Here is a 21514-nt window from a genome sequence, read left to right as displayed (position 1 = left end):
GTCGATTATAATCTTGCTTGAGTTGATTTAGAGAACTACTCATCACCCACAGGTTTATTCCTTATCTACTAATGAGGTTAACATGTTAGATGCGCGCAACGACGGCTTGGACTCAGAAATTCAACTTTTTGAAGCTATTCTCCAACCGTCTCAAATTGAACAAACCCTTTCCAATCATTTTACATCTATGGGTTTTTCGGCATTAGCTAAAGAGGGCAAAAATTGCTTCATACGTGAGCAATATGCTAAAGTTACATCCCTACTACCCGGGGAGATTGTAAATTTCTTGCGTTGTGAGGTCGATCGAGCCCTAAGCGCCCATGGAGTGCGACGTGATCTAAATATCCCAGCTACTCAAAACACCCCGAGAAAGATGACAAATCTTCGGTATGTTGACTTAAAAAGCGAGTGCCCAGGCATTGACTCTGTTTACAAATCGAATGTGATCAAGGGGTTAATCTCATACTTAGTTTCGGAAGAAGTGTTTGATTGCCCTTGGAAGGAAGAGCGGTACATCGCAACATGCTTACACCAAGCCGGCGACACCCATGGATGGCATTGGGATGACTATGCCTACTCGCTTCTATGGGTGCTAAGGGCTCCGGCGCCAGAATTTGGCGGCAATCTCGAGATTGTACCTGACACGTCTTGGGACAAAAAGAACCCAAATATTCAAAGCATCCTTGCTGAAAATGAAGGAAATATACTTACAAAGCAGCACGTGACTGGTGATGTATATTTGTTTCGCTCTGATATCTTGTTGCATCAAGTAACCCCGCTATTAGTCGACGCTGAGCGAGTTGTTCTGAACATGGTTTATGCGAATGGCGCTGATGTGGCGGCGCAAAAAACCCATGAAACTATGAACGAACTCTTCGCATAAGGCCCAACTATGTTTGATGCGTTAATAGAGAGCCCCGATCGGGCTCTCATTCATGTGAATGGTATTGAATATCTGAATTTCTCAGGTTTTTGCTACCTTGGTTTAAACGGCCGCCACGAAATTGCGGAAGCAATGTCGCAAGGGATAGAGCAGTATGGATTCAGTAATGATTTAGGCTATGGTATTAAATGCCCGGTTCTACGGCTCGTTGAAACAGCGGTGTCCGAGTTTGTCGGTACAGAAGACGCAGTACTCTTTGCGACTGGATATCTGTTCTATCCTATAGCGGTCGAAGCATTTTCTGATCGCATTGGACATGCCTTTCTACCAATCGGCACTCATTACAGTGCTGAATTTGGACTGCGTGCGGCGCAGATACCCTGCTCGTATTTCGACCCCGCAACAACAGATTACGCATTGATGCAGTTGATTTCCGATACTCCTTTTACAGGTGCGCCGGCAATCCTCACTGATGGTGTTGCCCCAACGACGGGGCGTATTTCACCGTTGGATGTCTATTCCCGTTGCTTGCGCCCCAAAAACGGTGTTTTGATAGTTGATGACGCGCATGGATTTGGGACTGTGGGCCCGAGCGGGCGAGGCAGTCCTGCGCTATTCAGGGGACTAGAGAACCTAGTATGGGGGGCGACGTTCAGCAAGTCGCTTTCTCTTCAAGGCGGCGTGGTTTTTGGAGATCGCACGCTGACTGAGAAAATCAAATCTACTTCCAAGATCTATGGTGGAACAACACTACCAACAGTCCCTGTAGCGATGGCAGTGATTTCCGCGCTCAACTTGCTTCAAGAAGATTTAAAAATCCTAGGAAACTTAAAAAGAAACTCCCGACTTCTAAAGTCTGGATTGTCCAGAATTGGAATAGAGGTAGATCAATCTGAGAGTCCCATCGCTGCATTTTCGTTCGGAAATCGAGAAAAAAATGCAGCGCTAATTCGACACCTAAAGGATCGCTCCATTATCGCCATTTTGTCGAACTATGCTGGGGCACCCGACGAAGGCTGTATACGGCTTTCCGTATACAGCGATCACTCCCCAAACCAGATAAATTATTTAGTTCAAGCGATCTTGGATTTTATGTCACATGCAAAATAATATTATGGGATCAAGAAAAAAGTACCGCTTGGCTAGCTTCGGTGTGGTCGCGCTATTGCTATACAACGTGTTTGCAGCGGCAAAAGATGTTGCAATCGGAAATCAAGCCAGTCAGTACAATCCCTACTTAATGACCGCGTCAGTTTTTCTTATTGCGATGCTGTTTTTTCAAAGCGCCGTGTTAATAACAGATAGGAGAAAACTCGTTGCACCAAAAGGTCGCGCATCGGATCACCTGTGGCTAAATATTACCACAGCGGTTAGCTGGCTGTCTTTGTACTTCTCACTGTCGCTTGTGGAGCCGGCACTGGTAAGTGCTCTCATTGGCGGGTTGAACCCAATATGTACACTGATAATAAACAAGATGCTCCGGCCTGGTTCAATTGTTGCCCCAACAGAGATTTTGGGTTCGCTAGCAATAGGCCTGGTGGGAACTTACTTGGCGTGGGTCGTCGTGTCCGGTAATAGCGGCCTTGAGTATGAAGACTCTTCTAGCGCATGGAAAGGGTTAGGATACGCAAGCATTGCAGCGGTAAGTTTTTCTGCAACCACTGTGTACTCTAAGAGGTTGCACGATAGGGGGTTGAGCTCGGCTACGGTAATGGCACATCGGTTTTACCTTTTGGTAATTGGTGCCGTTCTTATGTCTGGTGGCATGGCAACGTTCCTTTCCTTCCTGCAAGAGCAGTTTGCTATCATGTTACTCATCTCCTTTTTTGGCGTGATAGTTAGTCTGTTTCTCCTGCAAGAGGGGACTAGACTGTGCGAGCCAATGACGGTCGAAATGATTATCGCAATCGCACCGGCATTAACGTTGATTTTTCAACTCTTCGATTCCCGTGTCGAAATTTCGTATCATTCGATTTTTGCCAACGTTTTGTTGGTGGGAATTGTTGTTGTTGTTGTATATTTTCAAATGAAGGATCAAAGACATGCTTGATGGAAAAGTAGTGATTGTAGATGGCTACTCCACAGGAAGTTTCCTTGCGCCAAAATTCAATGATATGAAGATGGAATGCATTCACGTGCAGTCTGAGGATCCGATAAATCCATTTGATATATCTTCCTTCCGGGAAGGAAGCTACTCGAAAAACATTGTTCATCGCTCGATCGCGAGCACAGTCGCTCAGCTTGCGCAAGAGAACGTTGTCGCAATTGTAGCGGGCAGCGAATCTGGAGTTATCTTATCAGATCAACTGTCGCATTCTTTAGGGCTTCCGGGAAATGACCCACAATTGACACTTGCTAGACGTGATAAACAAAAAATGCAGCTTGCGTTGCAAGCGGCTGGAATCAGTGGGCCGACATCAATCGAAGTGAGTAGCTACTCGGAGTTTTTGACGTGTTTTCCGAGAATTAACGTTAGAAAGTATGTAGTTAAGCCGAAAGACGCAGCGGGATCAGATGGAGTTCATATTTGTTCGAAGCTACATGAAGTAGAGAAAGCAATTGAACAACTGATTGGCCAAGTGAACTCCATGAATTCGCTTAACGAAACGGTTTTAGTGCAAGAGTTCCTTGAAGGACCACAATATATTATAAACACGGTCAGTGCGGGTGGCAGGCATCTTGTTAGTGAGATATGGTCGGACAATAGACAGGAAGTAGCACATGGCGTTGCCTATAGCTTTGAGCAGTTATTAGCACTTGAAGGCGAGGTGCAATCGCTTCTGTCAAACTATGTCTTGTCGGTTCTTGATGCTCTAGGCGTTGCTGAAGGTGCCGCGCATAGTGAGGTTATCATCACGGAGGAGGGCCCGAAGTTAATTGAGGTAGGCTGCCGCACGCAGGGTAGCATTGATCCAGATCTAATTGAATCAGCTATAGGTTATAGCCACGTCAGTTTGTCCGTTGACGCGGTCTGCGCTCCGGAAAAGTTCAGCAAACCAATTCATTTCAAAGATGGATTTTCATCTGTCCGGTGCGTCTCACTAATCTCGCACAAAAAGGGCCGCGTAGTTGGCCTGAAGAATATCGACAAAATCCGAACTTTACCGAGTTTCTCCAAGATTCACTCACTTAGCAATGTAGGAGATAGTGTTGAGGTAACCGTGGATATTTCAACGTCGCCCGGTGTATTTTATCTTACTCACCCGTCTGTTGAACAGCTTGAAGCAGACTATCAATCGATTCGCACGATTGAAGAAGGTGATGGATTTTTTATTCTTGAAAATGCGCAACCAGCAGAGGGTGTAAACTAATGGTGATGCCACCGCTTCCTTCCAGCTTTAATGAAATGAACGAAATACTGGGCCGATACAATACAACTAAGGAAGATGTGCGCGATATCGTGCAACTTGCTAGCATCCAGGCATCTGACCGGATTCTTGATGTGCCGTGCGGGTTTGGGCGAATTGCACACGAACTGCACACCCTAGGATTTGAAGTAGATGGTATTGACCTATCCTCAGAGCAAATCCAAATAGCTAGAAAAGACTATGCTGGCCCTATGTATTCTGTTGGTGAGATGGATGCGGTTCCATCGAACACCTATGATGTAATATTAAATATCTATTCAAGTTTTGGGTATTTATCCTCAGAAATGCAGGACCAAGCTTGCTTGGATAACTGGTTTGCTGCACTTCGACCGGGTGGGCGATTGGTGATGGAAGTGTGTGATATTGAGCGTTCTAAAGAGATAGATCGCAATGAGGCACACCTACTGAACGAAAATGGCAAATATGTACGCAAGACAGGTCCAGTATGTGAGACGATTCATGTTGATTACGATACAGGAATATTATCCGTTGATTATGAAATGGGGGCTGAGATTGTTACTACTAAAACGCGATTATATAGAACTGAAACTTTGATCGGAATGCTGTCAAGCAGCGGCTTCGCTGACATCTACACATATGGCAGTTTCAGTGGGCGCCCAAAAACTAACCAAGTCGGCTTGGTGATCTATGCTACAAAACTATGAGTCCTTGTTGGTTCGGGAAATTTCCCAAATGGAGACAAAACGTTTGTTTTGCCGTCCGTTTGACGTCAACGATGTGCCGGCGCTGTTTTCCTTTTTGGGCGATCCTAAGGCTATGCAATATACGTATTGCTACCGGTCAGAAGAAGAGTGCTACAGACGGCTAACTGTACATGAAAATCAACGGGTGAAATTGGGCATTGCCCCTTGGACTATATTGGATAAGTCGACCGAGCAGATAGTTGGATGGGGCGGGCTGTATGAAGATCCATTTGATATTGGGTATGGATCAGAGTTAGCTTATTTCTTTTCCGGTAATGTTTGGGGTTTTGGATTCGGGACAGAGTTCGCGAAAGCCTGTTTAAAATTTTCACACCTGAATACAAATCTAACTACTCTTACTGCATTTGCGCATCCAGATAATGTGGGTTCTCAGAAGATATTGAGGCGGGTTGGATTTGCAAGTATTGGCTTTAATAATTCACTTCAGCGATCAGTTTTTAACTTTGAATTTAGCCGCGAAAAAAATTTCACGTCCCGGAGATGATTGAACAGCCATTGCAATCTTCGCCTCTCGTTGGAGGGAATGTCCTGCGCAGTTAGGTACAGTTTGATCCTGCGGTTAGATGGACCGGTCCATTCATGGAAACGGAAGGATGCACTTTGAGACAAGCTCGTCACGGCCCCGCTCACGAGCAGTAATACAGCGCCCACAAGTTTCTACCGTGGCGTGGAGTCGGACTTTGAACGTAAATCTAACGACCATCGCGAAATGGCGCGGGCGCGAGGCAATCAAGACTAGGATGCTCTAAAGTTCTCTTTGTACTGAGCTACCCCCTGAATTTCGGACACTGACGTAAGCTACGAATTGCTGTCTGTTGATCTTCGACGCGGAGGAGATCAGAGATGTCGAAACGGAAGAACCATTCGCCTGAGTTCAAGGCCAAGGTCGCGCTTGAGGCTTTGAAGGGCGAGCGGACTGTTGCAGAGCTGGCAAGCCAATTTGGCGTTCATCCGACGATGATCCACAGCTGGAAGCGGGCGCTCCTGGAGGGCGCGTCCGGCGTGTTCGAGCGTGGCGGCAAGAAAACCCCGGAGATTGACGAAGAACAGGTCAAAGAGCTGCACGCTAAGATTGGGGAGCTGGCCGTTGCCAACGATTTTTTGTCACGAAAGCTCAAACCGTGGATCGGCAAGTGAGGCGGAAAATGATCGAGCCTGCAAATGCCAATCTGCCCATTGGCAAGCAGTGCAAGCTGCTGTCGATCTCGCGGTCGTCGTTCTATTATCAACCCAAAGGCGAGACGGCTCTGAACCTGATGCTGATGCGTCGGATCGACGAACAGTTCCTGGAAACGCCGTTCTTCGGTGTGCGGCAGATGACTTGGCATCTGCGCAATGAGGGTCATTTGGTGAACGAAAAGCGGATCAGGCGGCTGATGAGGGTGATGGGGCTCATGCCGATCTACCAGAAGCCCAACACCAGCAAGGCAGCGAAGGGACACAAGACCTACCCCTATCTGCTGCGTGGTCTGCGGGTGGGGCGCCCGAACCAGGTCTGGGCGGCGGACATCACCTATCTGCCAATGCGCAAGGGGTTCCTGTATCTGGTGGCGATCATTGACTGGCACACCCGCAAGGTGCTGGCCTGGCGCATCTCGAACACGCTGGAAGCGGACTTCTGTGTCGAGGCGCTGAACGAGGCCATCCACAAGTTCGGCCCGCCCGAGATCATGAATACAGATCAGGGCAGCCAGTTCACGTCCTTCGCCTGGACGGACAGGCTGCGGCGATCCGGTGTGCGCATCTCGATGGATGGCAAAGGCCGGTTCCTCGATAACATCTTCGTCGAGCGGCTCTGGCGGAGTCTGAAATACGAGTGCGTCTACCTGCACGCTTGGGAGACTGGATCAGAGGCGAAGGCAGGCGTCGGCAGATGGATCGAGTTCTATAATCGAAAACGCCCACATTCCGCCCTTGGCGGCAAGCCTCCTGCCATGGTCTATTGGCTGAGAAAAGACGAAACCCAACCTAGTCAGCAGCGGCAGAGAGTAGCTTAAATTACGCCAGATCCTGTCCAACGATCGGGGAGTAGCTCAGTACATTCAAACAGCTTGGATCATGTGACTGGGTCAATCGTCTCGTCCGGTTTTGCAAACAGAGGCGCCAACCTGTTAACCAATTCATCAGGTGACAGGCGATGGGCGAGCGTTGCGAGATCGCCTTCGGCTTCGGGGATGATCGGAGCCAGTTTCAGCAAATCCCCGAGGTTCACCGCCAGATTCGGCGCTTTGACGGTCTCCATCACCTGCTTCAGCTTGTGATCTTCCTGCGTTTCCTCGCCAGTTTCAGCTTCTTCAAGGTCGTCGAAATAACCATAATCCGTTGGTACGGACGGGCGGATCGGTGTTGGCCACGGACCCGAGACCGCCGCTTGTTGCGATATGGAAAGTTCCGAGCCAGGTTGCTCACCTTCGGGCTCAATCGCCTCCGAATCCGGGCTTTCTACATTGCCCAAAACCTCATCATACCGGGTCACAACACGATCCTTGACCACGGGGACTTCCGGCCAAGGCTTTCCCTTTTGACCGTAGCCGTTTGGTCTGACTGCACTGGTGCCATGGCAAAGCTGTCTGTTACGCTGCTTGGGCGGCGTAACGCCAAGGCAACAGCTCGTCCAGTCGAGTGATCTTGTGATCAGCGATGCGGGCAAGAACCCATGTGAGCCAAGCCTGGGGATCGACGCCGTTAACCTTGGCAGTTTCGATCAGGGTGTAGGCAATCGCAGCGGCCTTTCCACCACCTTCGGAACCGACGAAGAGGTAGTTCTTTCGGCCCAAAGCGACACAGCGGATCGATCTTTCCGCAGAATTGTTGTCCAATTCCAGAAAGCCGTTTTCCAGATAGCCGCGCATTTTCTTCATGCGTCCAAGGGCGTATCGAATGGCTTTGGCGAGATCGGATTTTCCGGAGATGCGGTTTAACTGGGTGTCGAGCCAGGTTTCCAGTTCGTTGAACACGGGTTTGGCGTCCTGCTGTCGCAGGGCAACGCGTTCTTCCGGTGACTTACCACGCGCGGCCTTTTCGACGGCATAGAGCAGTGCGATACGCCGGATCGATTCTTCGGCGATCTGCGATCCCTGCGACTGGAAGATATCAACAAACTTGCGCCTGACATGTGCCATACAGGCCATCTCATGAACGCCCTCTTTGGCGAAGATATCGTTGAACCCGGTGTAGCCATCCGCGTGGATCCAGCCTTGGTAGTTGGCCAGATGTTCGGTGGGATGCCTGCCTTCCCGATCTTTGCTAAACCTGTACCAGGCGGCTGGCGGATCGTCCCCAGCCCAGGCTCGTTCATCGCGCACATAGGTCCAGACACGGGCTGTCGTGCACTTCTTCCTCGCCTGCATCTTGATCGGAGTGTCATCCGCAAAGATGGCCGCACCTGCGCGAACATACCGACCGATGGCATCAGCCAACGGTTCCAGAAGCTTTGTGGACTGTCCAACCCAGCCGGCCAGAGTAGAGCGGTCAAGGTCAATCCCGTCGCGTTCCATGATCTGGCTTTGGCGATACAAGGGGCAGTGATCCGCGTATTTGCTCACCAACACATGCGCTAAAAGACCGGCACCGGGGCGACCGCGCTCAATCGGGCGCGAGGGCAGAGCCGCCTGAACGATTTTATCGCAGCATTTGCAGGCCATGCGCGGACGGACGATACGGTTTACGATGAAGCGGCCAGGAACGTACTCCAGTTCTTCGGTAACATCTCCCCAATGGCCCTGAAGTCGCCGCCACATTTGCAAACCTCGTCGGGGCTCAGCACCTGCTCGTTTCGCGGCAGTTCTGGCGGCAGGGGCTTACGCTTTGGTTTTTGCTTCGGCTCGGGCGTATCGCTGACGTCTTCTGTGGACGCGGTGCTCGCGGCAGCCGTTTCTTCCTCTTCAAGTCTTAGCTGCAAGTTAAGCTGATCTGCGGTCTCAGATCTGGATCCAAAACGGTGCCGATTGTGCCCCGCAAATTGGTGCTTCAGCTTCTCGATTTCCAAGGCTTGCGCCTTGGCCAATTCGACCAAACCCTCCGCGGCCACGCGCAATTCGCCCGGATCAGAGGGCAGGGATTTGGGCGCATCGAACATGCCTTGGCTTATAGCCGAGTACCCACCAGATGTGAATCCTAAGGCCCTACATTTGCTTCCAAGTTCCCGACCGTTAAGGGCCGCCAAGTGCGTTGCGGTGCCCGCCAGTCAATCCCTTCCAGAAGCATGGACAATTGTGCCGGACTGACTGTCACCTTGCCTGTGGAAGAAGAAGGCCAAACGAACTTGCCCTTCTCCAAACGCTTGGAAAACATGCAAGCCCCCTGGCCGTCCCACCACACGATCTTCACCAGATCACCGCGCCGACCGCGGAACACGAACAGGTGCCCGGAATACGGATCCTGCTTCAGAACGCTTTCCGCCAGGGCTGACAGGCCGTTAAACTGTTTGCGCATATCTGTGACACCTGCGGCCAACCAAATGCGTGTGTTGGCTGGAACCGGGATCACACCATCAGCCCTTCGACCAAAGCCAGAACACCAGACAATGCCGTGGGGCCTTCGATCAAAATCCGTCGACCATCCGACAAGGTGATATCGACGCGCTGCGCCGAAACTGCCGAATCCATTTCTCTCGAATCTTCAAAAAATGGAACAGCAACCGCGCCTTCGATCTCAACTGGAAGAAAGCCACCGTGGCAATCCGGTTCAGCAATCTCGGGCTCCGGGACAAACCTTGGGTCCTTCAACCAATTGTGGATCAGATTGGCATTCATCGCATACCGACGCGCAACCTGCGCCACAGACACGCCCGACACTGTCGTCTGCGCACAAATCGAGCGCTTCTCATCATCCGACCAAAACCGCTTCTTCTGTCCCTTCTTCCCAGCCATAAACCGCCTCAAGATGTCCACTATCGAAAATGGACATTATCACTCTCCTTCAAATGGCGTCAGAGCGGGCAGACCGGACGGTTACCGTTGTCGTGACAATTGCCCCTGCGGCTCATCGAGTGTTCCAAATTGTGTTCGCGCAGGAAGGCAGCCCATTCACGGCTTGTGAACTGGGCCCCTTGGTCCGAGTGGATCAACAGGCCTGGCCCGGGCTTTCGTCGCCAGATTGCCATGAGCAGGGCCTGCACCGCCAGTTCCGAAGTCTGGCGGGACTGGACGGCCCAGCCAACGACGCGCCGTGAGAACAGATCAATGACGACACAGAGATACGCAAACCCTTCGTGCGTGCGCAGGTAGGTGATGTCTGTCACCCAAGCCCTGTCTGGCGCATCGACAGCGAACTGACGATCCAACGTGTTGTCGACGACGACGGAAGGCTTGCCACCGTAAACGCCCGGCTTCTTCGTGTATCCGATCTGCGCCTGAATGCCTGCAAGACGGGCCAGTCGTGCCACGCGGTTCTCAGAAACCGCCTCGCCCATCTCGATCAGATCGTCGTGGATCTTGCGATAGCCATAGACCTTGCCGCTGTCTTTCCAGGCCTGTTTGACCAGGTCGATCTGCCGCGCGTCCTCCAACGCACGCTGGCTTAACGGTTCTTTAGCCCATGCGTAGAACCCGCTGGGATGAACGCTGAGCATTTTACAAAGAACACGGACGGGATGCTGCTGACGATGCGCGTGGATGAACGCGTACCTCACTTTGCATCCCTGGCGAAGTACGCGGTGGCCTTTTTTAGGATGTCGCGCTCCTCAGTGACCCGGGCCAGCTCGCTCTTAAGGCGGCGAACCTCAGCTTCTTGGTCCATTTGCTTTTGCGGTTTCGAGAACTTGATCATCCACGTGTAGAGAGATTTGGTGCTGATACCAAGCCGCTCGGCGACTTCCCTTACGGAATACCCCCGCTCGGTGACCTGCGACACCGCGTCAATCTTGAACTCATCTGAGTAACGAATTTGCCCTGACATTTGCGTCTTCCTTTACTTCCAAAAATACCAAGCAAAGCGTCTACAAATCTAGGGGCACCTCACCCTTAACCTAGGAGAGCGCTTCACACCTTGTATGAAGACTTTTACTACTCTTGAAGAGTTTAGAGTTGACAGAGACTGCTGCTCCGCTTTTTCCAAACCAAAATTTCTTGCCCTATCATCCGCTTGGGAAAACTTTACGTCAGACTGGGTTGGGCCGCGGCTACTCATCGTTTCAAATCTTCCTAAGCGCTATTGGCACTGGGTTCAAATCGATAACCCACATCACTTAAAAAGTCGATCTCACTCGGGTAAAAGCTTGTACCCCAATCGCTGTTCGGGTTGTGAAACAAAAACCAACCTCCTACACACTATCGGCACTCAAATCAGGCAAACCAGACGGATACGAGACAAGCGCGCGCCCGGGCGTATGATCTCCATCCTTGGTGATACCGAACTGGTCGAGGGTAAACTCTAGGAAGAATTGTTTGAAGGCAAGTAGCATAGTCTACGCAATTGTTGGTGGTTTATCCGTGCCCGACCGGAAACTGTTCCTTAAACCTGCTCTCAGAGTACATCGTTTTGTCCACTGCCGATGGTGGACACTTGGTCGACCTCTCGCGCTGTCATTAGGTTAGGTTCTCCGGACGGGTGCACGCGTTCCCTCTCGACCGACCGTTCTATTGGGGAATTACTTCGCCTGAAGGACGCGGAGTATTTGCCGTTTCAGTTGGCACTACCGGATAAACTACTTCTGGTATTGTACCAGTCAAGCTTTCAAGGAACGCAACAATTTGATCAGCGCTTTCGTCGCTAAGTGCTTCTCCTAACTGAGATTCAGCCATGATTTGCACTGCGACCTTCAGGTCCCAAACTTTACCAGAGTGAAAATAGGGAGTTGTTAAGGCTACATTGCGCAGTGGTGCCGCTCGGAAAACATACTCATCGTCAACAGTCTTAGTTACAGCGAATCGTCCCTTGTCTCCCGCAGGCAGAATTTCCGCACCTGGCTTTTCGATCAAGCCGAACGGATAATACCCGCGCCCACCAACATTGACACCTGAATGACAAGAAGAGCACCCGAGTTCCACAAACTGCTCCAACCCGGCAAGTTGCGTTTCGGTCATCGCGTTGTCGTCGCCATTAAGCCAAGCATCAAATGGGGATGGCGTCAGCAGCGTCGCTTCAAACGCCTCAATAGCTTTGGCAAAGTTGTCGAAGGTCACGGGATTTTCAACGCCTTCAAACGCGGTGCTGAACCAGTCGACATACTGCGGCATAGATTTCAATGTCGCAATCACGTTTTCCGGTGTGTTGGCCATTTCGACTCCTGCTTGAACAGGCCCTTTGGCCTGCTCAGCAAGGTCCGCTGCACGACCGTCCCAGAACTGGGCTTCATTGAAAACGGCGTTTAGGACTGTTGGTGCGTTGCGAGGACCGCGCTGCCAACCATGGCCAATGGAGGTTTCAAGGTTATCATCCCCACCAGTTGCAAGATTATGACAGGAATTGCACGAAAACACGCCAGACGCCGACATCCTGGGGTCAAAAAATAATGCCTTCCCGAGTTCAACTTTCTCGCTTGAAATTGGATTTTCGGATACTGCCGGAACCGTTGATGGTAGCGGCTTAAAGGTTTCCAGCGCCAACTCTCGAAGCTCATCCGCATAAGCTCCTCCCGCTGCTAGGCAGGTAAATGTGGAAACTGCAAAAAGATTGGATCTCATGGCTAGGTCTTTCCTATTGCGTAGGTGTCTCGCGAAAAAACAAAAAACACTCCACGCCAGAAAAACCTATTGATTTAGATCAATTCTAAACAGGATTCACACTTCAGGCTGACAAAAACTGTTTTTAGCTTTCCCAACGAATACTTCTCTCTTGGGGCTTTGTCGCACGAGTCATGCCGGAGCTTCACTATTTGGGACCATCATCTAAGTGCAGAAACCATAGGCAGTTTGGCCTCGACTACGTACAACAGCAGGAACTGGTCGTTCAAATAGGATAGCGTTGAAGTAACGCGTTTTACTATCTATCTGGTTAGTTCCGGGCGTGACTTGGGTGCTGCTCCCCAATGCCAAGCGCGGTCGACAAGGTTCATCGACATTTCTGTACAGCCAGTCCCAACCGAGGTGATTTTCATTTGCAGATGCCCTTAAAACCGCCCGGGTTTCGTTAACAAAGCCAAATAATGAATTCAGGTGTTTGAAATTGTTCGTCTGTGCATGGCCTCTAGTCTCTGTTGAAAAACTCAAATCTATCCAAACACGGGACAAGGGTTATGACGGAAGAACATCAAAATGGCACCGGTTTCTGGCCAGGTAGCGCGCAACTTGCCATCTCGATTTCGATGCAGTTTGAGGCAGGGGCGCAAGGAAAGGACGCTGAAGGACCCTTCCCACCTATGGATGCCGGACTGGTCGATACGATCACACCGACATGGTACGAGTACGGGATGAACGAAGGAATTCCCCGGCTGCTTGATCTGTGGGATCGCCATGGGGTTAAAGTGACCTCTCACATGGTCGGACAAGCGGTTGAACGTAGACCGGATTTGGCCAAAGAACTGGTAGTCCGGGGGCACGAAGCCGCGGCACATGGGTACAACTGGACCCCTCAATTTGGGATGACACCCGACGAAGAGCGCGCATCCTATCAAAAGAACATTGAGGTTGTTGAGCGGATAACTGGTCAGCGCCCAGTCGGCTTTAATGCTTTCTGGATGCGGCAGACACGAGCGACATTCGACATCCTGAAAGAACTGGGATTTCTGTACCACACAGATGACTTATCCCGCGATGAACCCGCGTTGACCATGGTGCAGGATAAGCCGCTTGTTGTGGTGCCTTACACGTTGCGCTGCAACGACATCGGACGGTTTTCATCCCAGGCCATGACAGCGTCGAGCTTTGAACAAGAGCTGAAAGACGAATTTGATGTTTTGTATGCCGAAGGCGCGACGAGGCGGCGCATGATGTCTATCAGCACACATGATCGCATTGGAGGAGCCCCAGGGATTGTAGGTGCGCTGGATCGGTTCCTGACCTATGCCAAACAACATGAAGGCGTGGTTTTCATGCGCAAAGATGAAATCGCAAAATACACTTTGGAACAGGATGATATTCCGGTGAATCCCCCGCGCATTTTTTAACATTTCAGCGAATTTCGCGGCCAAACAATTGGGCATCAAGAAGCTTTATTGTTTGGCCTGATCAAAATCTGCATTTGAGAACCACATGATTTTTTTGGAAGCCATAAGCGTTACGCTAGGGTTCTCAACTCAACACAGAAAGACCGTCGCTATGCGCCTCAATGTTCTGATCAGTGCCCTGACAATCACCCTCTCAACTGGCACCGCCCATGCACAGGACAACTTTACTCTGACAAGCCCTGATTTACAGGCGGGTCAGACGATTCCGGCCGAGTATTACTGGAACAGTTTCGGCTGCACCGGGGAAAACACCCGCCCAGAGTTGGCGTGGACCGATGTGCCTGAAGGTACAAAGAGCTTTGCCGTCACTTTCTATGACAACGACGCACCCACCGGTAGCGGTTTCTGGCACTGGAGCGCCTACAATATTCCCGCCGGTGAAACCGGAGTTAGCGCGGATCTCCCAGCGGCGGCGGTTGAAAACAACACTGACCTCAACCAGCCCGGTTTCTTCGGCCCTTGTCCGCCAGTCGGACGGACACATACCTATACCTACACCGTATATGCGCTCTCGACAGACCATCTAGATCTGCCTGAAAACGCCTCGGCTGCACTTGCCGGATTTTTCTACAATAGTAATGCCATCGCCACCGCAACACTAGATGTGATTGCCGGACCGCGCGAGGAATAGCAGTCACATTGGATCGGGTCAGGGTCGGCCGAGGCCCCTCGGTCGGCCTTTGTTTGCCATTCCCAAAAATAGATTTCGCAACTGATCTGATTATCTGGCCGAAACGTGCGCATAGGCTGTTCCGACAAATAAGGAAAACCTGATGTCGGACCATTGCGCGAACTCCACCGTTCTTGAAGACCTCGAGAAGAAGGCACTCTGGCTATCGACATGGACGATACACCACGCCAACTCCATCCGCCCGAAATCGGATACTCTCAAAGTTGGTGGTCATCAGGCGTCGTCGGCTTCGCTCTCAACCCTTATGGCGGTACTCTATGGCGCGGTGCTGCGGCCCGAGGACCGGGTCGCCGTAAAACCGCACGCTTCTCCAATCTTTCATGCCTGGCAGTACCTTCTCGGGCGACAGACCCGCGAAAACCTCGAAAACTTCCGTGGATTCGGCGGCGCGCAATCTTATCCGTCCCGTACAAAGGATGCCGATGACGTGGATTTTTCCACAGGTTCGGTCGGCCTGGGAGGGGCGATGGCGGTGTTTTCTGCGATGGTGCAGGACTACGTTGCCGCCAAGGGTTGGGGCAAGCGGGTTACGGGGCGCATGATCTCCATCCTTGGCGATGCCGAACTGGACGAGGGCAACCTCTACGAGGCGCTGCTTGAGGGCAAGAAACACGATCTTCGTGATTGCTGGTGGTTCATCGACTACAATCGGCAAAGCCTTGATGCAGTCACGAAAGATGCGCAGAATGCGTTTTTTCGCGATGTTTTTTCTTCGATGGGCTGGGAGGTGGTCGAGCTCAAGTACGGATCGCTCCTAGAGGCAGCGTTCGCCGAACCTGGAGGTGAGCAGTTGCGCGACTGGATAGATGGCTGTTCCAATCAGACCTATGCGGCGCTGACTTTTTCCGGCGGGGCCGCCTGGCGCGAACAACTGCTGAATGATCTTGGCGATCAAGGCGATGTCAGCCGCCTGATTGAGAGCCGCACGGATGACGAACTGGCTAGGCTCATGACCAACCTGGGTGGTCACGACCAGCGTAGCTTGATGCAGACTATTGCTTCAATCGACCATGATCGCCCCGTTTGCTTCATCCTTTATACAGTCAAGGGCTATGGTCTGCCTCTTGCGGGTCACAAGGATAACCACTCGGGCCAGATCAACAGCGCCCAGTTGGGAATCTTGCGTGATGCGCACCAAATTCGCACCGGCCATGAATGGGACCTTTTCGAGGGTCTGCCCCGCCCCGCCGCCGAATACGACGCATTCCTGAATCAGGTGCCCTTCATCGCGCAAGGGTGTCGGCGTTACACCGCCGCGCGTATCAACGTGCCGAATCTGACGCCTGTATTGGCAAAAGCCGCTCTGTCGACACAGGAAGGGTTCGGCAAGCTGCTGGACGATCTTGCGCGCAGTTCCTCACCTCTATCGGATCGCATTCTGACGATGGCACCGGACGTGGCAACCTCGACAGGTTTGGCTGGATGGGTGAACCGCAAGGGGGTTTTTGCCAAGACCCCGATTGCGGACGAGTTTCGGGATCGGGGCATTGCATCGATGCAGAAATGGGCTGCATCGCCCGACGGCGCACATATCGAGCTGGGCATCGCCGAGATGAATCTCTTTACTCTGCTCGGTGCCGCCGGGCTGTCGCATTCTTTGTTCGGCGAGCGCCTGATTCCCATCGGGACGCTGTACGATCCCTTCATCGAACGCGGCAAGGATGCGCTGAACTATGCCTGCTACCAGGATGCCCGCTTCATTGTGGCCGCGACGCCATCCGGCATCACCCTTGCGCCAGAGGGCGGCGCGCATCAGTCCATCGGAACACCGTTGATCGGCATATCGCAAGATGGCCTGGCCAGTTTCGAACCTGCCTTTGTGGACGAGCTTGGATGCATCCTGGAATGGTCATTCGACTATTTGCAGCGTGACGGAGAAGAGGCCCCCGAACCCGGCGACTGGCTGCGCGATGAAACCGGCGGATCGGTTTATCTGCGCCTGTCCACCCACAAGCTGGAACAGCCGACACGCACATTGGATGACAGGCTAAGGCGCGACATCGTCAATGGTGGTTACTGGCTGCGCAAGCCAGGTCCGGGTTGCGCCCTCGTGATAGCTTATACCGGTGTAGTAGCAGCCGAAGCGATCGCCGCTGCCGGGCGAACTGGACAGGATCAGCGCGACATCGGGGTCCTGGCTATCACATCGGCGGACCGGCTTAACGCGGGGTGGCACGCCGCGGACCGGGCTCGCGCCCTGGGGCATCCCAATGCGCAATCCCATGTCGAAACGTTGTTGTCCGAGGTCAGCCGAGATGCAGCCATCGTCACGGTCACGGATGGGCATCCCCTCGCCTTGTCCTGGCTTGGGTCGGTCTTGGGTCAGCGGGTTCGCCCTCTTGGAGTCGAGCATTTTGGGCAGACCGGATCAATAGCAGATCTGTACCGCGCTCACCGCATCGACGCCGATGCGATCATGAGAGCGGCGGAACTAGCGCTCAACGGACGCCCGCTCCGTCTGGCCCGAATTAGCTGAAACCAAGAAGGGAAGACTCCATGAAACACCTTGTCACCTCGCTCTGCATGTGTGCGGCCATCGCCTTTCCAGCCTGGAGCGAAGCCCCGCAAACTGCTGAGGTCGTTGCCGAACTCCCGCTATCTGTCGGCAATATCACATTCACGCCGGATAATCGGATTATCTATAGCCACCACCCGTTCTTTTCGCCTGAAATCCGGGTGGCCGAACTGGGCGAAGACGGCAATTCCTTTGCCCCGTTTCCCAACACTGAATGGAACACACCACGGGATGGAACCGACCGCTATTTCGACAGCGTGCTGGGTCTTCGCGGCGATGAAAACGGGATCGTCTGGATCCTCGACATGGGTCAGCGCACCGGGCTGACACCCAAGCTGGTGGGCTGGAACACCTGGGAGGATCGCCTGGAAAAGATTTACTACATTCCCGCCCCGGCCTCGCGCCCCGAAAGCCAGCACAACGATTTTGTCGTCAATCACAAGGATGGCGTGTTTGTCATCGCCGACGAAGGCATCGGGCCGGGTGGCGACGGAACGACGGCGGCATTGGTCATTGTCGACATGACGACTGGCGCCACGCGGCGCGTTTTGCAGGGTCATGTGTCGACCTTGCCCGAGGATGTCGCGATCGTAGTGGATGGCAAGCCGTTGACCGTCCCGGATGGCAATGGCGGGCAGGCCGTGATCAAGGTGGGTGCGGACGGTATCGCTGCGGATACGGAATTCGAATGGTTGTACTACGGTCCCCTTAACGGCTCCGCCATCTATCGCATCCGTTTTGCCGATCTTCTGAATGAAACCCTGACCGAGACTGAGCTCGGCGCGCGGGTCGAACGCTATGCCGACAAGCCCAACAATGGCGGTCTGTCAATCGACCAGGCTGGAAACCTCTATCTGACCGAGGTGGAAACCAACGCTGTCGGGATCATCCCGGCAGACAGCCGGGAATATCGCCGCTACGCCGTGGCAGAGGATTTGTCCTGGCCAGATGGCGTAAGCTACGCGTTGGACGGCTACATGTATGTTTCTGCAGCCCAGATATCCAAAGCCGCTCTGTTCAACGATGGTGAGGCGAAGAACGAAGCGCCTTATTTGATCTACCGATTCCGCCCCGAGGCACCAGGGCGTGTCGGACACTGACACCTCTCCCCAAACTTGTCCGCGCGGATAACCGTGCGGACCCCTTTTTTGGAAGTAGACACACACATGAAAACCGTATCCGCAATTGGCCAAGGAGCCGCAAAAGACAGTTTCCGCATCACAAACGGCGCCGTACCTGAACCTGGATCAGGCGAAGTGCGCGTGCGTATTCACGCCAGCGGAATCAATCCGTCAGACTATAAAGTCCGCTCGGGCGCTCAGGGCCCGTTGCCTGATGGCGATGTAACCCCTCATTCAGATGGTGCCGGCATCATTGAGGCTGTGGGCAAGGGGATTTCCTCCGACCAAATCGGCCAGCGTGTCTGGCTGTTCAATGTGAACCGTACTGAAGACGGCCTAGCCCAGGGCAACAGGGGCACCGCCGCGGAGCAGATCGTGGTCAAAGCCGAACTTGCGGCCCCGCTGCCCGATGGCAACTCCTTCGAACAGGGGGCCTGCCTTGGTGTGCCGGCGATGACCGCCCATCGCGCGCTGTTGGCGGACGGGACAGTTAAAGACCAGTGGATTCTGGTCACTGGAGGAGCCGGTGCCGTTGGCCAATGCGCCATCGCCCTGGCGAAATGGGCCGGCGCGCGGGTGATCGCCACGGTCAGCGGACCCGAAAAAGCGGAGATCGCTCGCCAAGCCGGGGCAGACCACATCATCAATTACCGGGAAGAAAACCTGCCCGACGCAATCTTGGCCATCACCGGCGGAGAAAGAATTGACCGGATTGTTGATGTAGCCCTGTCGGATACGATGAAGGAGGCCCACCTCTACCTCAAACAGGGCGGCGTCATTGCGCACTATGCTACCAGTGACCCTGCCGCTCCCCTGCCCTATCGCTCCCTTCTGATAACAAATGCGGTCGTCAGGTTCGTGTTTGTCTATGCAATCCCCGCCCAAGCGCAACAGAATGCGATTGAGGACATAAACGCATGTCTTCAAACCGGAGCACTAAAACTCAAAATCGAGCGGTCCTTCCCTCTGGACCAGATTGTGGCCGCGCATGAGTTCGCTGAACAGGGCGGCTTTGCCGGAAAAGTCATTTTGACCGTTTGAGGCCATGCCGCCGCTGCAAACAATGCGGTTGATTTTGCCTGCTTTGTTTGGCTCACTCAAAGAATGACCTTTGACTTGAAATCGCTGGAACTGTTCGTCCGAGTGGCCGCTCTTGGAGCCCTCGGACGGGCGGGCGAAGAATTCCGGCTATCGCCCACGGCGACGACCCAGCGCATACAGATGCTCGAAGCGGATCTGGGAACTAAGCTTCTCAACCGGACAACCCGAGCAGTGTCTCTTACGCCGGACGGAGAGCTATTCCTGGAGCATGCGCAAAGGGTTCTCGATAGCGTCGAAGAAGCAAGAGCAGCGGTTTCCACTGTCAAAGGACAGGTTGCAGGTGAACTGCGCGTGACCACTTCGGCCTCTTTTGGGCGCTCACAGATTGTCCCACATATCGGCGAATTCCTTAATCAATACCCAGATGTCACTCTGAAGCTCGACCTTAATGATTCCATCATCGACATCGTGGAGCAGGGGTATGATCTGGCAATCCGGGTTGGGATGCTAAACTCATCAACGCTGTTGGCCCGCAAGCTTGCGCCCAATCCACGGCTGCTTGTCGCCTCGCCGGACTATCTGGAGAAGTTCGGCGTTCCACAGCAACCCTCGGACCTGAAATCACACCGCTGTATCGTGCTTGGCGAAACGCGAAATTGGGCGCTCAAGGACGAGGCAGGGAACATTACAGAAGTACGTGTCGGCGGAAACTTCACCACAAACTTTGGCGAGGCGGTGACCGATACTACGCTTCAGGGGATAGGGATCGGGCTTAAATCTGTCTGGGACATATCAGACCACCTAAAGACCCGGCGACTGATACGTGTCTTGCCCAGTCATACCGTTTCACCAGAATGGCAGGTATGGGCAGTCCGCCCCGCCAGCCGGACCACTCCACCAAGAGTACAGGCATTTACCAGCTTTCTTGAGGAACGGTTTCGCAAAACTGGCCTTGGAACGATTGTTTCATAAACCCAAAATCTGACTTGGGCTCCTCCGAGATTATCCTTCGTTGAACGTTGCCTACATCCAAAACAGCAACGAAAAGGACACCAAATGAAAGCCGTTGGATTTACCCGCTCTTACCCTATCGATCACCCTGCTTCACTCAAAGAGTACCAAGTACCCAAGCCCGAACCACTTGAACACGATTTGATTGTGCGGATTGATGCAGTTTCCGTGAACCCTGCAGATGCCAAAATCCGCATTCGATCGGCGCAGGATCAAGACAGGGAAACCCCGCGGGTCCTCGGATATGACGCAGTAGGAACCATTGAAGCAATGGGCTCGGCGGTAACAGGCTTTGCGCTTGGGGACCGCGTGTTTTACGCTGGCGATGTCACCCGCGATGGCTCTTATGCAGAGTATCAGGCGGTGGATGCTAGGATTACCGCAAAAGCTCCTCAAACCCTAGCAAATGCAGAAGCCGCAGCCCTGCCTCTGGTATCTTTGACGGCCTATGAAGCGCTATTTGATCGCATGAAACTGTCCAAAGATCAGAGCGGCTCGCTGCTGATCATTGGCGGAGCTGGCGGTGTTGGCTCGACCATGATCCAGCTTGCAAAAGCCCTGACGAACATGACAGTCATCGCAACGGCTTCACGCCCGGAAACCCATGACTGGGTTCAGCGTATGGGCGCGGATCATGTGGCTGATCACCGTGATCTGGTGTCATCCGTGCGCGACCTTGGGTTTGAGAATGTCGATTACATTTTCAACGCGGCAGACACAAAAGGACATTGGGATGCAATGGCGGACCTCATTGCGCCGCAGGGTACAATCGGTGCCATTGTTGAGTTTGATGGAGGCGTCGATCTGTCAAAACTTCAGGGCAAGTCCGTAACTTTCGCATGGGAACTTATGTTCACGAGATCCTTGTTCAGCACGTCCGATTTGTCGCGGCAAGGAGAGATACTTTCTCTAATTGCAGACCTCGCTGATACAGGCAGGCTGCGTCCGACCGTTACACAGGAGTTACCAGGGTTGAGCGTTGAATCTTTCAAGGCGGCTCATCAATCCATCGAAACAGGCGCTACAATCGGTAAGATCTCAATCATCTATTGA

At 52.9% G+C, this 21514-nt stretch carries 18 protein-coding genes and 2 pseudogenes; 14 read left to right on the top strand and 6 right to left on the bottom strand.

The window, feature by feature from the left end:
- Positions 1 to 82: 82 nt before the first annotated feature.
- The 7 genes from ACR0C9_RS19125 (at position 83) to ACR0C9_RS19095 (ending at position 6973) form a co-directional block, all read left to right on the top strand.
- Positions 83 to 883 (top strand): HalD/BesD family halogenase, encoded by an 801-nt coding sequence (locus ACR0C9_RS19125; protein ID WP_480781776.1) that lies wholly within the window; start codon positions 83 to 85, stop codon positions 881 to 883.
- Between the two features lie 9 nt (positions 884 to 892).
- A complete protein-coding gene (locus tag ACR0C9_RS19120; RefSeq protein WP_480781775.1) occupies positions 893 to 1993 on the top strand; it encodes an aminotransferase class I/II-fold pyridoxal phosphate-dependent enzyme in 1101 nt (366 codons plus the stop codon).
- Positions 1983 to 2933, top strand: coding sequence for an EamA family transporter (locus tag ACR0C9_RS19115; protein WP_480781774.1), 951 nt, complete (start codon positions 1983 to 1985; stop codon positions 2931 to 2933). The genes ACR0C9_RS19120 and ACR0C9_RS19115 overlap by 11 nt, the downstream gene beginning before the upstream one ends.
- On the top strand, positions 2926 to 4194 hold the full coding sequence (locus tag ACR0C9_RS19110) for an ATP-grasp domain-containing protein (RefSeq protein WP_480781773.1): 1269 nt from the start codon (positions 2926 to 2928) through the stop codon (positions 4192 to 4194). The genes ACR0C9_RS19115 and ACR0C9_RS19110 overlap by 8 nt, the downstream gene beginning before the upstream one ends.
- Complete coding sequence (locus ACR0C9_RS19105) at positions 4194 to 4916, top strand: class I SAM-dependent methyltransferase (RefSeq protein WP_480781772.1); 723 nt, start codon at positions 4194 to 4196, stop codon at positions 4914 to 4916. Before ACR0C9_RS19110 ends, ACR0C9_RS19105 begins: the two co-directional genes overlap by 1 nt.
- A gap of 28 nt (positions 4917 to 4944) precedes the next feature.
- Positions 4945 to 5460, top strand: coding sequence for a GNAT family N-acetyltransferase (locus ACR0C9_RS19100; RefSeq protein ID WP_480781771.1), 516 nt, complete (start codon positions 4945 to 4947; stop codon positions 5458 to 5460).
- A 359-nt stretch (positions 5461 to 5819) separates the two neighbouring features.
- Positions 5820 to 6973, top strand: a protein-coding gene (locus tag ACR0C9_RS19095) for an IS3 family transposase (protein WP_480781770.1) whose coding sequence is annotated in 2 segments (ribosomal slippage) — positions 5820 to 6081 and positions 6081 to 6973 — 1155 coding nt in all. Because the reading frame shifts where the segments join, the coding sequence is not laid out codon by codon here.
- Between the two features lie 59 nt (positions 6974 to 7032).
- Here ACR0C9_RS19095 and ACR0C9_RS19090 read toward each other — a convergent pair.
- From ACR0C9_RS19090 to ACR0C9_RS19065, 6 genes and pseudogenes are all read right to left on the bottom strand, one after another.
- Positions 7033 to 7470 carry a hypothetical protein gene (locus tag ACR0C9_RS19090; protein WP_480781769.1) on the bottom strand — a complete coding sequence of 146 codons (438 nt, stop codon included), beginning with the start codon at positions 7468 to 7470 and terminating at the stop codon, positions 7033 to 7035.
- A 79-nt stretch (positions 7471 to 7549) separates the two neighbouring features.
- A pseudogene (gene tnpC, locus ACR0C9_RS19085) lies at positions 7550 to 9054 on the bottom strand (IS66 family transposase).
- 38 nt (positions 9055 to 9092) lie between these two features.
- Complete coding sequence (gene tnpB / locus ACR0C9_RS19080; RefSeq protein WP_480781768.1) at positions 9093 to 9464, bottom strand: IS66 family insertion sequence element accessory protein TnpB; 372 nt, start codon at positions 9462 to 9464, stop codon at positions 9093 to 9095.
- A complete protein-coding gene (gene tnpA / locus ACR0C9_RS19075) occupies positions 9461 to 9847 on the bottom strand; it encodes an IS66-like element accessory protein TnpA (RefSeq protein WP_480781767.1) in 387 nt (128 codons plus the stop codon). The genes tnpB and tnpA overlap by 4 nt, the downstream gene beginning before the upstream one ends.
- An 86-nt stretch (positions 9848 to 9933) precedes the next feature.
- Positions 9934 to 10874, bottom strand: a pseudogene (locus ACR0C9_RS19070) (IS3 family transposase); the annotation flags it as partial.
- Between the two features lie 680 nt (positions 10875 to 11554).
- Positions 11555 to 12601: a cytochrome-c peroxidase gene (locus ACR0C9_RS19065; RefSeq protein ID WP_480781766.1), complete on the bottom strand. Its 1047-nt coding sequence runs from the start codon at positions 12599 to 12601 to the stop codon at positions 11555 to 11557.
- Positions 12602 to 13152: 551 nt separating this feature from the next.
- Between ACR0C9_RS19065 and ACR0C9_RS19060 the strand changes: the two genes are divergently transcribed.
- The 7 genes from ACR0C9_RS19060 (at position 13153) to ACR0C9_RS19030 (ending at position 21514) form a co-directional block, all read left to right on the top strand.
- Positions 13153 to 14022 carry a polysaccharide deacetylase family protein gene (locus tag ACR0C9_RS19060; RefSeq protein WP_480781765.1) on the top strand — a complete coding sequence of 290 codons (870 nt, stop codon included), beginning with the start codon at positions 13153 to 13155 and terminating at the stop codon, positions 14020 to 14022.
- 85 nt (positions 14023 to 14107) lie between these two features.
- Entirely contained in the window at positions 14108 to 14713 is a 606-nt protein-coding gene (locus ACR0C9_RS19055) for a YbhB/YbcL family Raf kinase inhibitor-like protein (RefSeq protein ID WP_480781764.1), read from the top strand.
- Between the two features lie 142 nt (positions 14714 to 14855).
- Positions 14856 to 17249, top strand: coding sequence for a transketolase (locus ACR0C9_RS19050; RefSeq protein ID WP_480781763.1), 2394 nt, complete (start codon positions 14856 to 14858; stop codon positions 17247 to 17249).
- Between the two features lie 20 nt (positions 17250 to 17269).
- Positions 17270 to 18388, top strand: a complete 1119-nt coding sequence (locus ACR0C9_RS19045; RefSeq protein WP_480781762.1) for an L-dopachrome tautomerase-related protein — start codon at positions 17270 to 17272, stop codon at positions 18386 to 18388.
- A gap of 66 nt (positions 18389 to 18454) precedes the next feature.
- Entirely contained in the window at positions 18455 to 19450 is a 996-nt protein-coding gene (locus tag ACR0C9_RS19040; protein WP_480781761.1) for an NADPH:quinone reductase, read from the top strand.
- Between the two features lie 63 nt (positions 19451 to 19513).
- Positions 19514 to 20422: a LysR family transcriptional regulator gene (locus ACR0C9_RS19035; protein WP_480781760.1), complete on the top strand. Its 909-nt coding sequence runs from the start codon at positions 19514 to 19516 to the stop codon at positions 20420 to 20422.
- A gap of 84 nt (positions 20423 to 20506) precedes the next feature.
- Complete coding sequence (locus tag ACR0C9_RS19030; protein WP_480781759.1) at positions 20507 to 21514, top strand: zinc-binding alcohol dehydrogenase family protein; 1008 nt, start codon at positions 20507 to 20509, stop codon at positions 21512 to 21514.

It is taken from the genome of Ruegeria sp. C12 (assembly GCF_056537745.1).
Note: the sequence above shows the minus strand (reverse complement) of the source record. Positions and strands in the feature narration are given on the sequence as shown.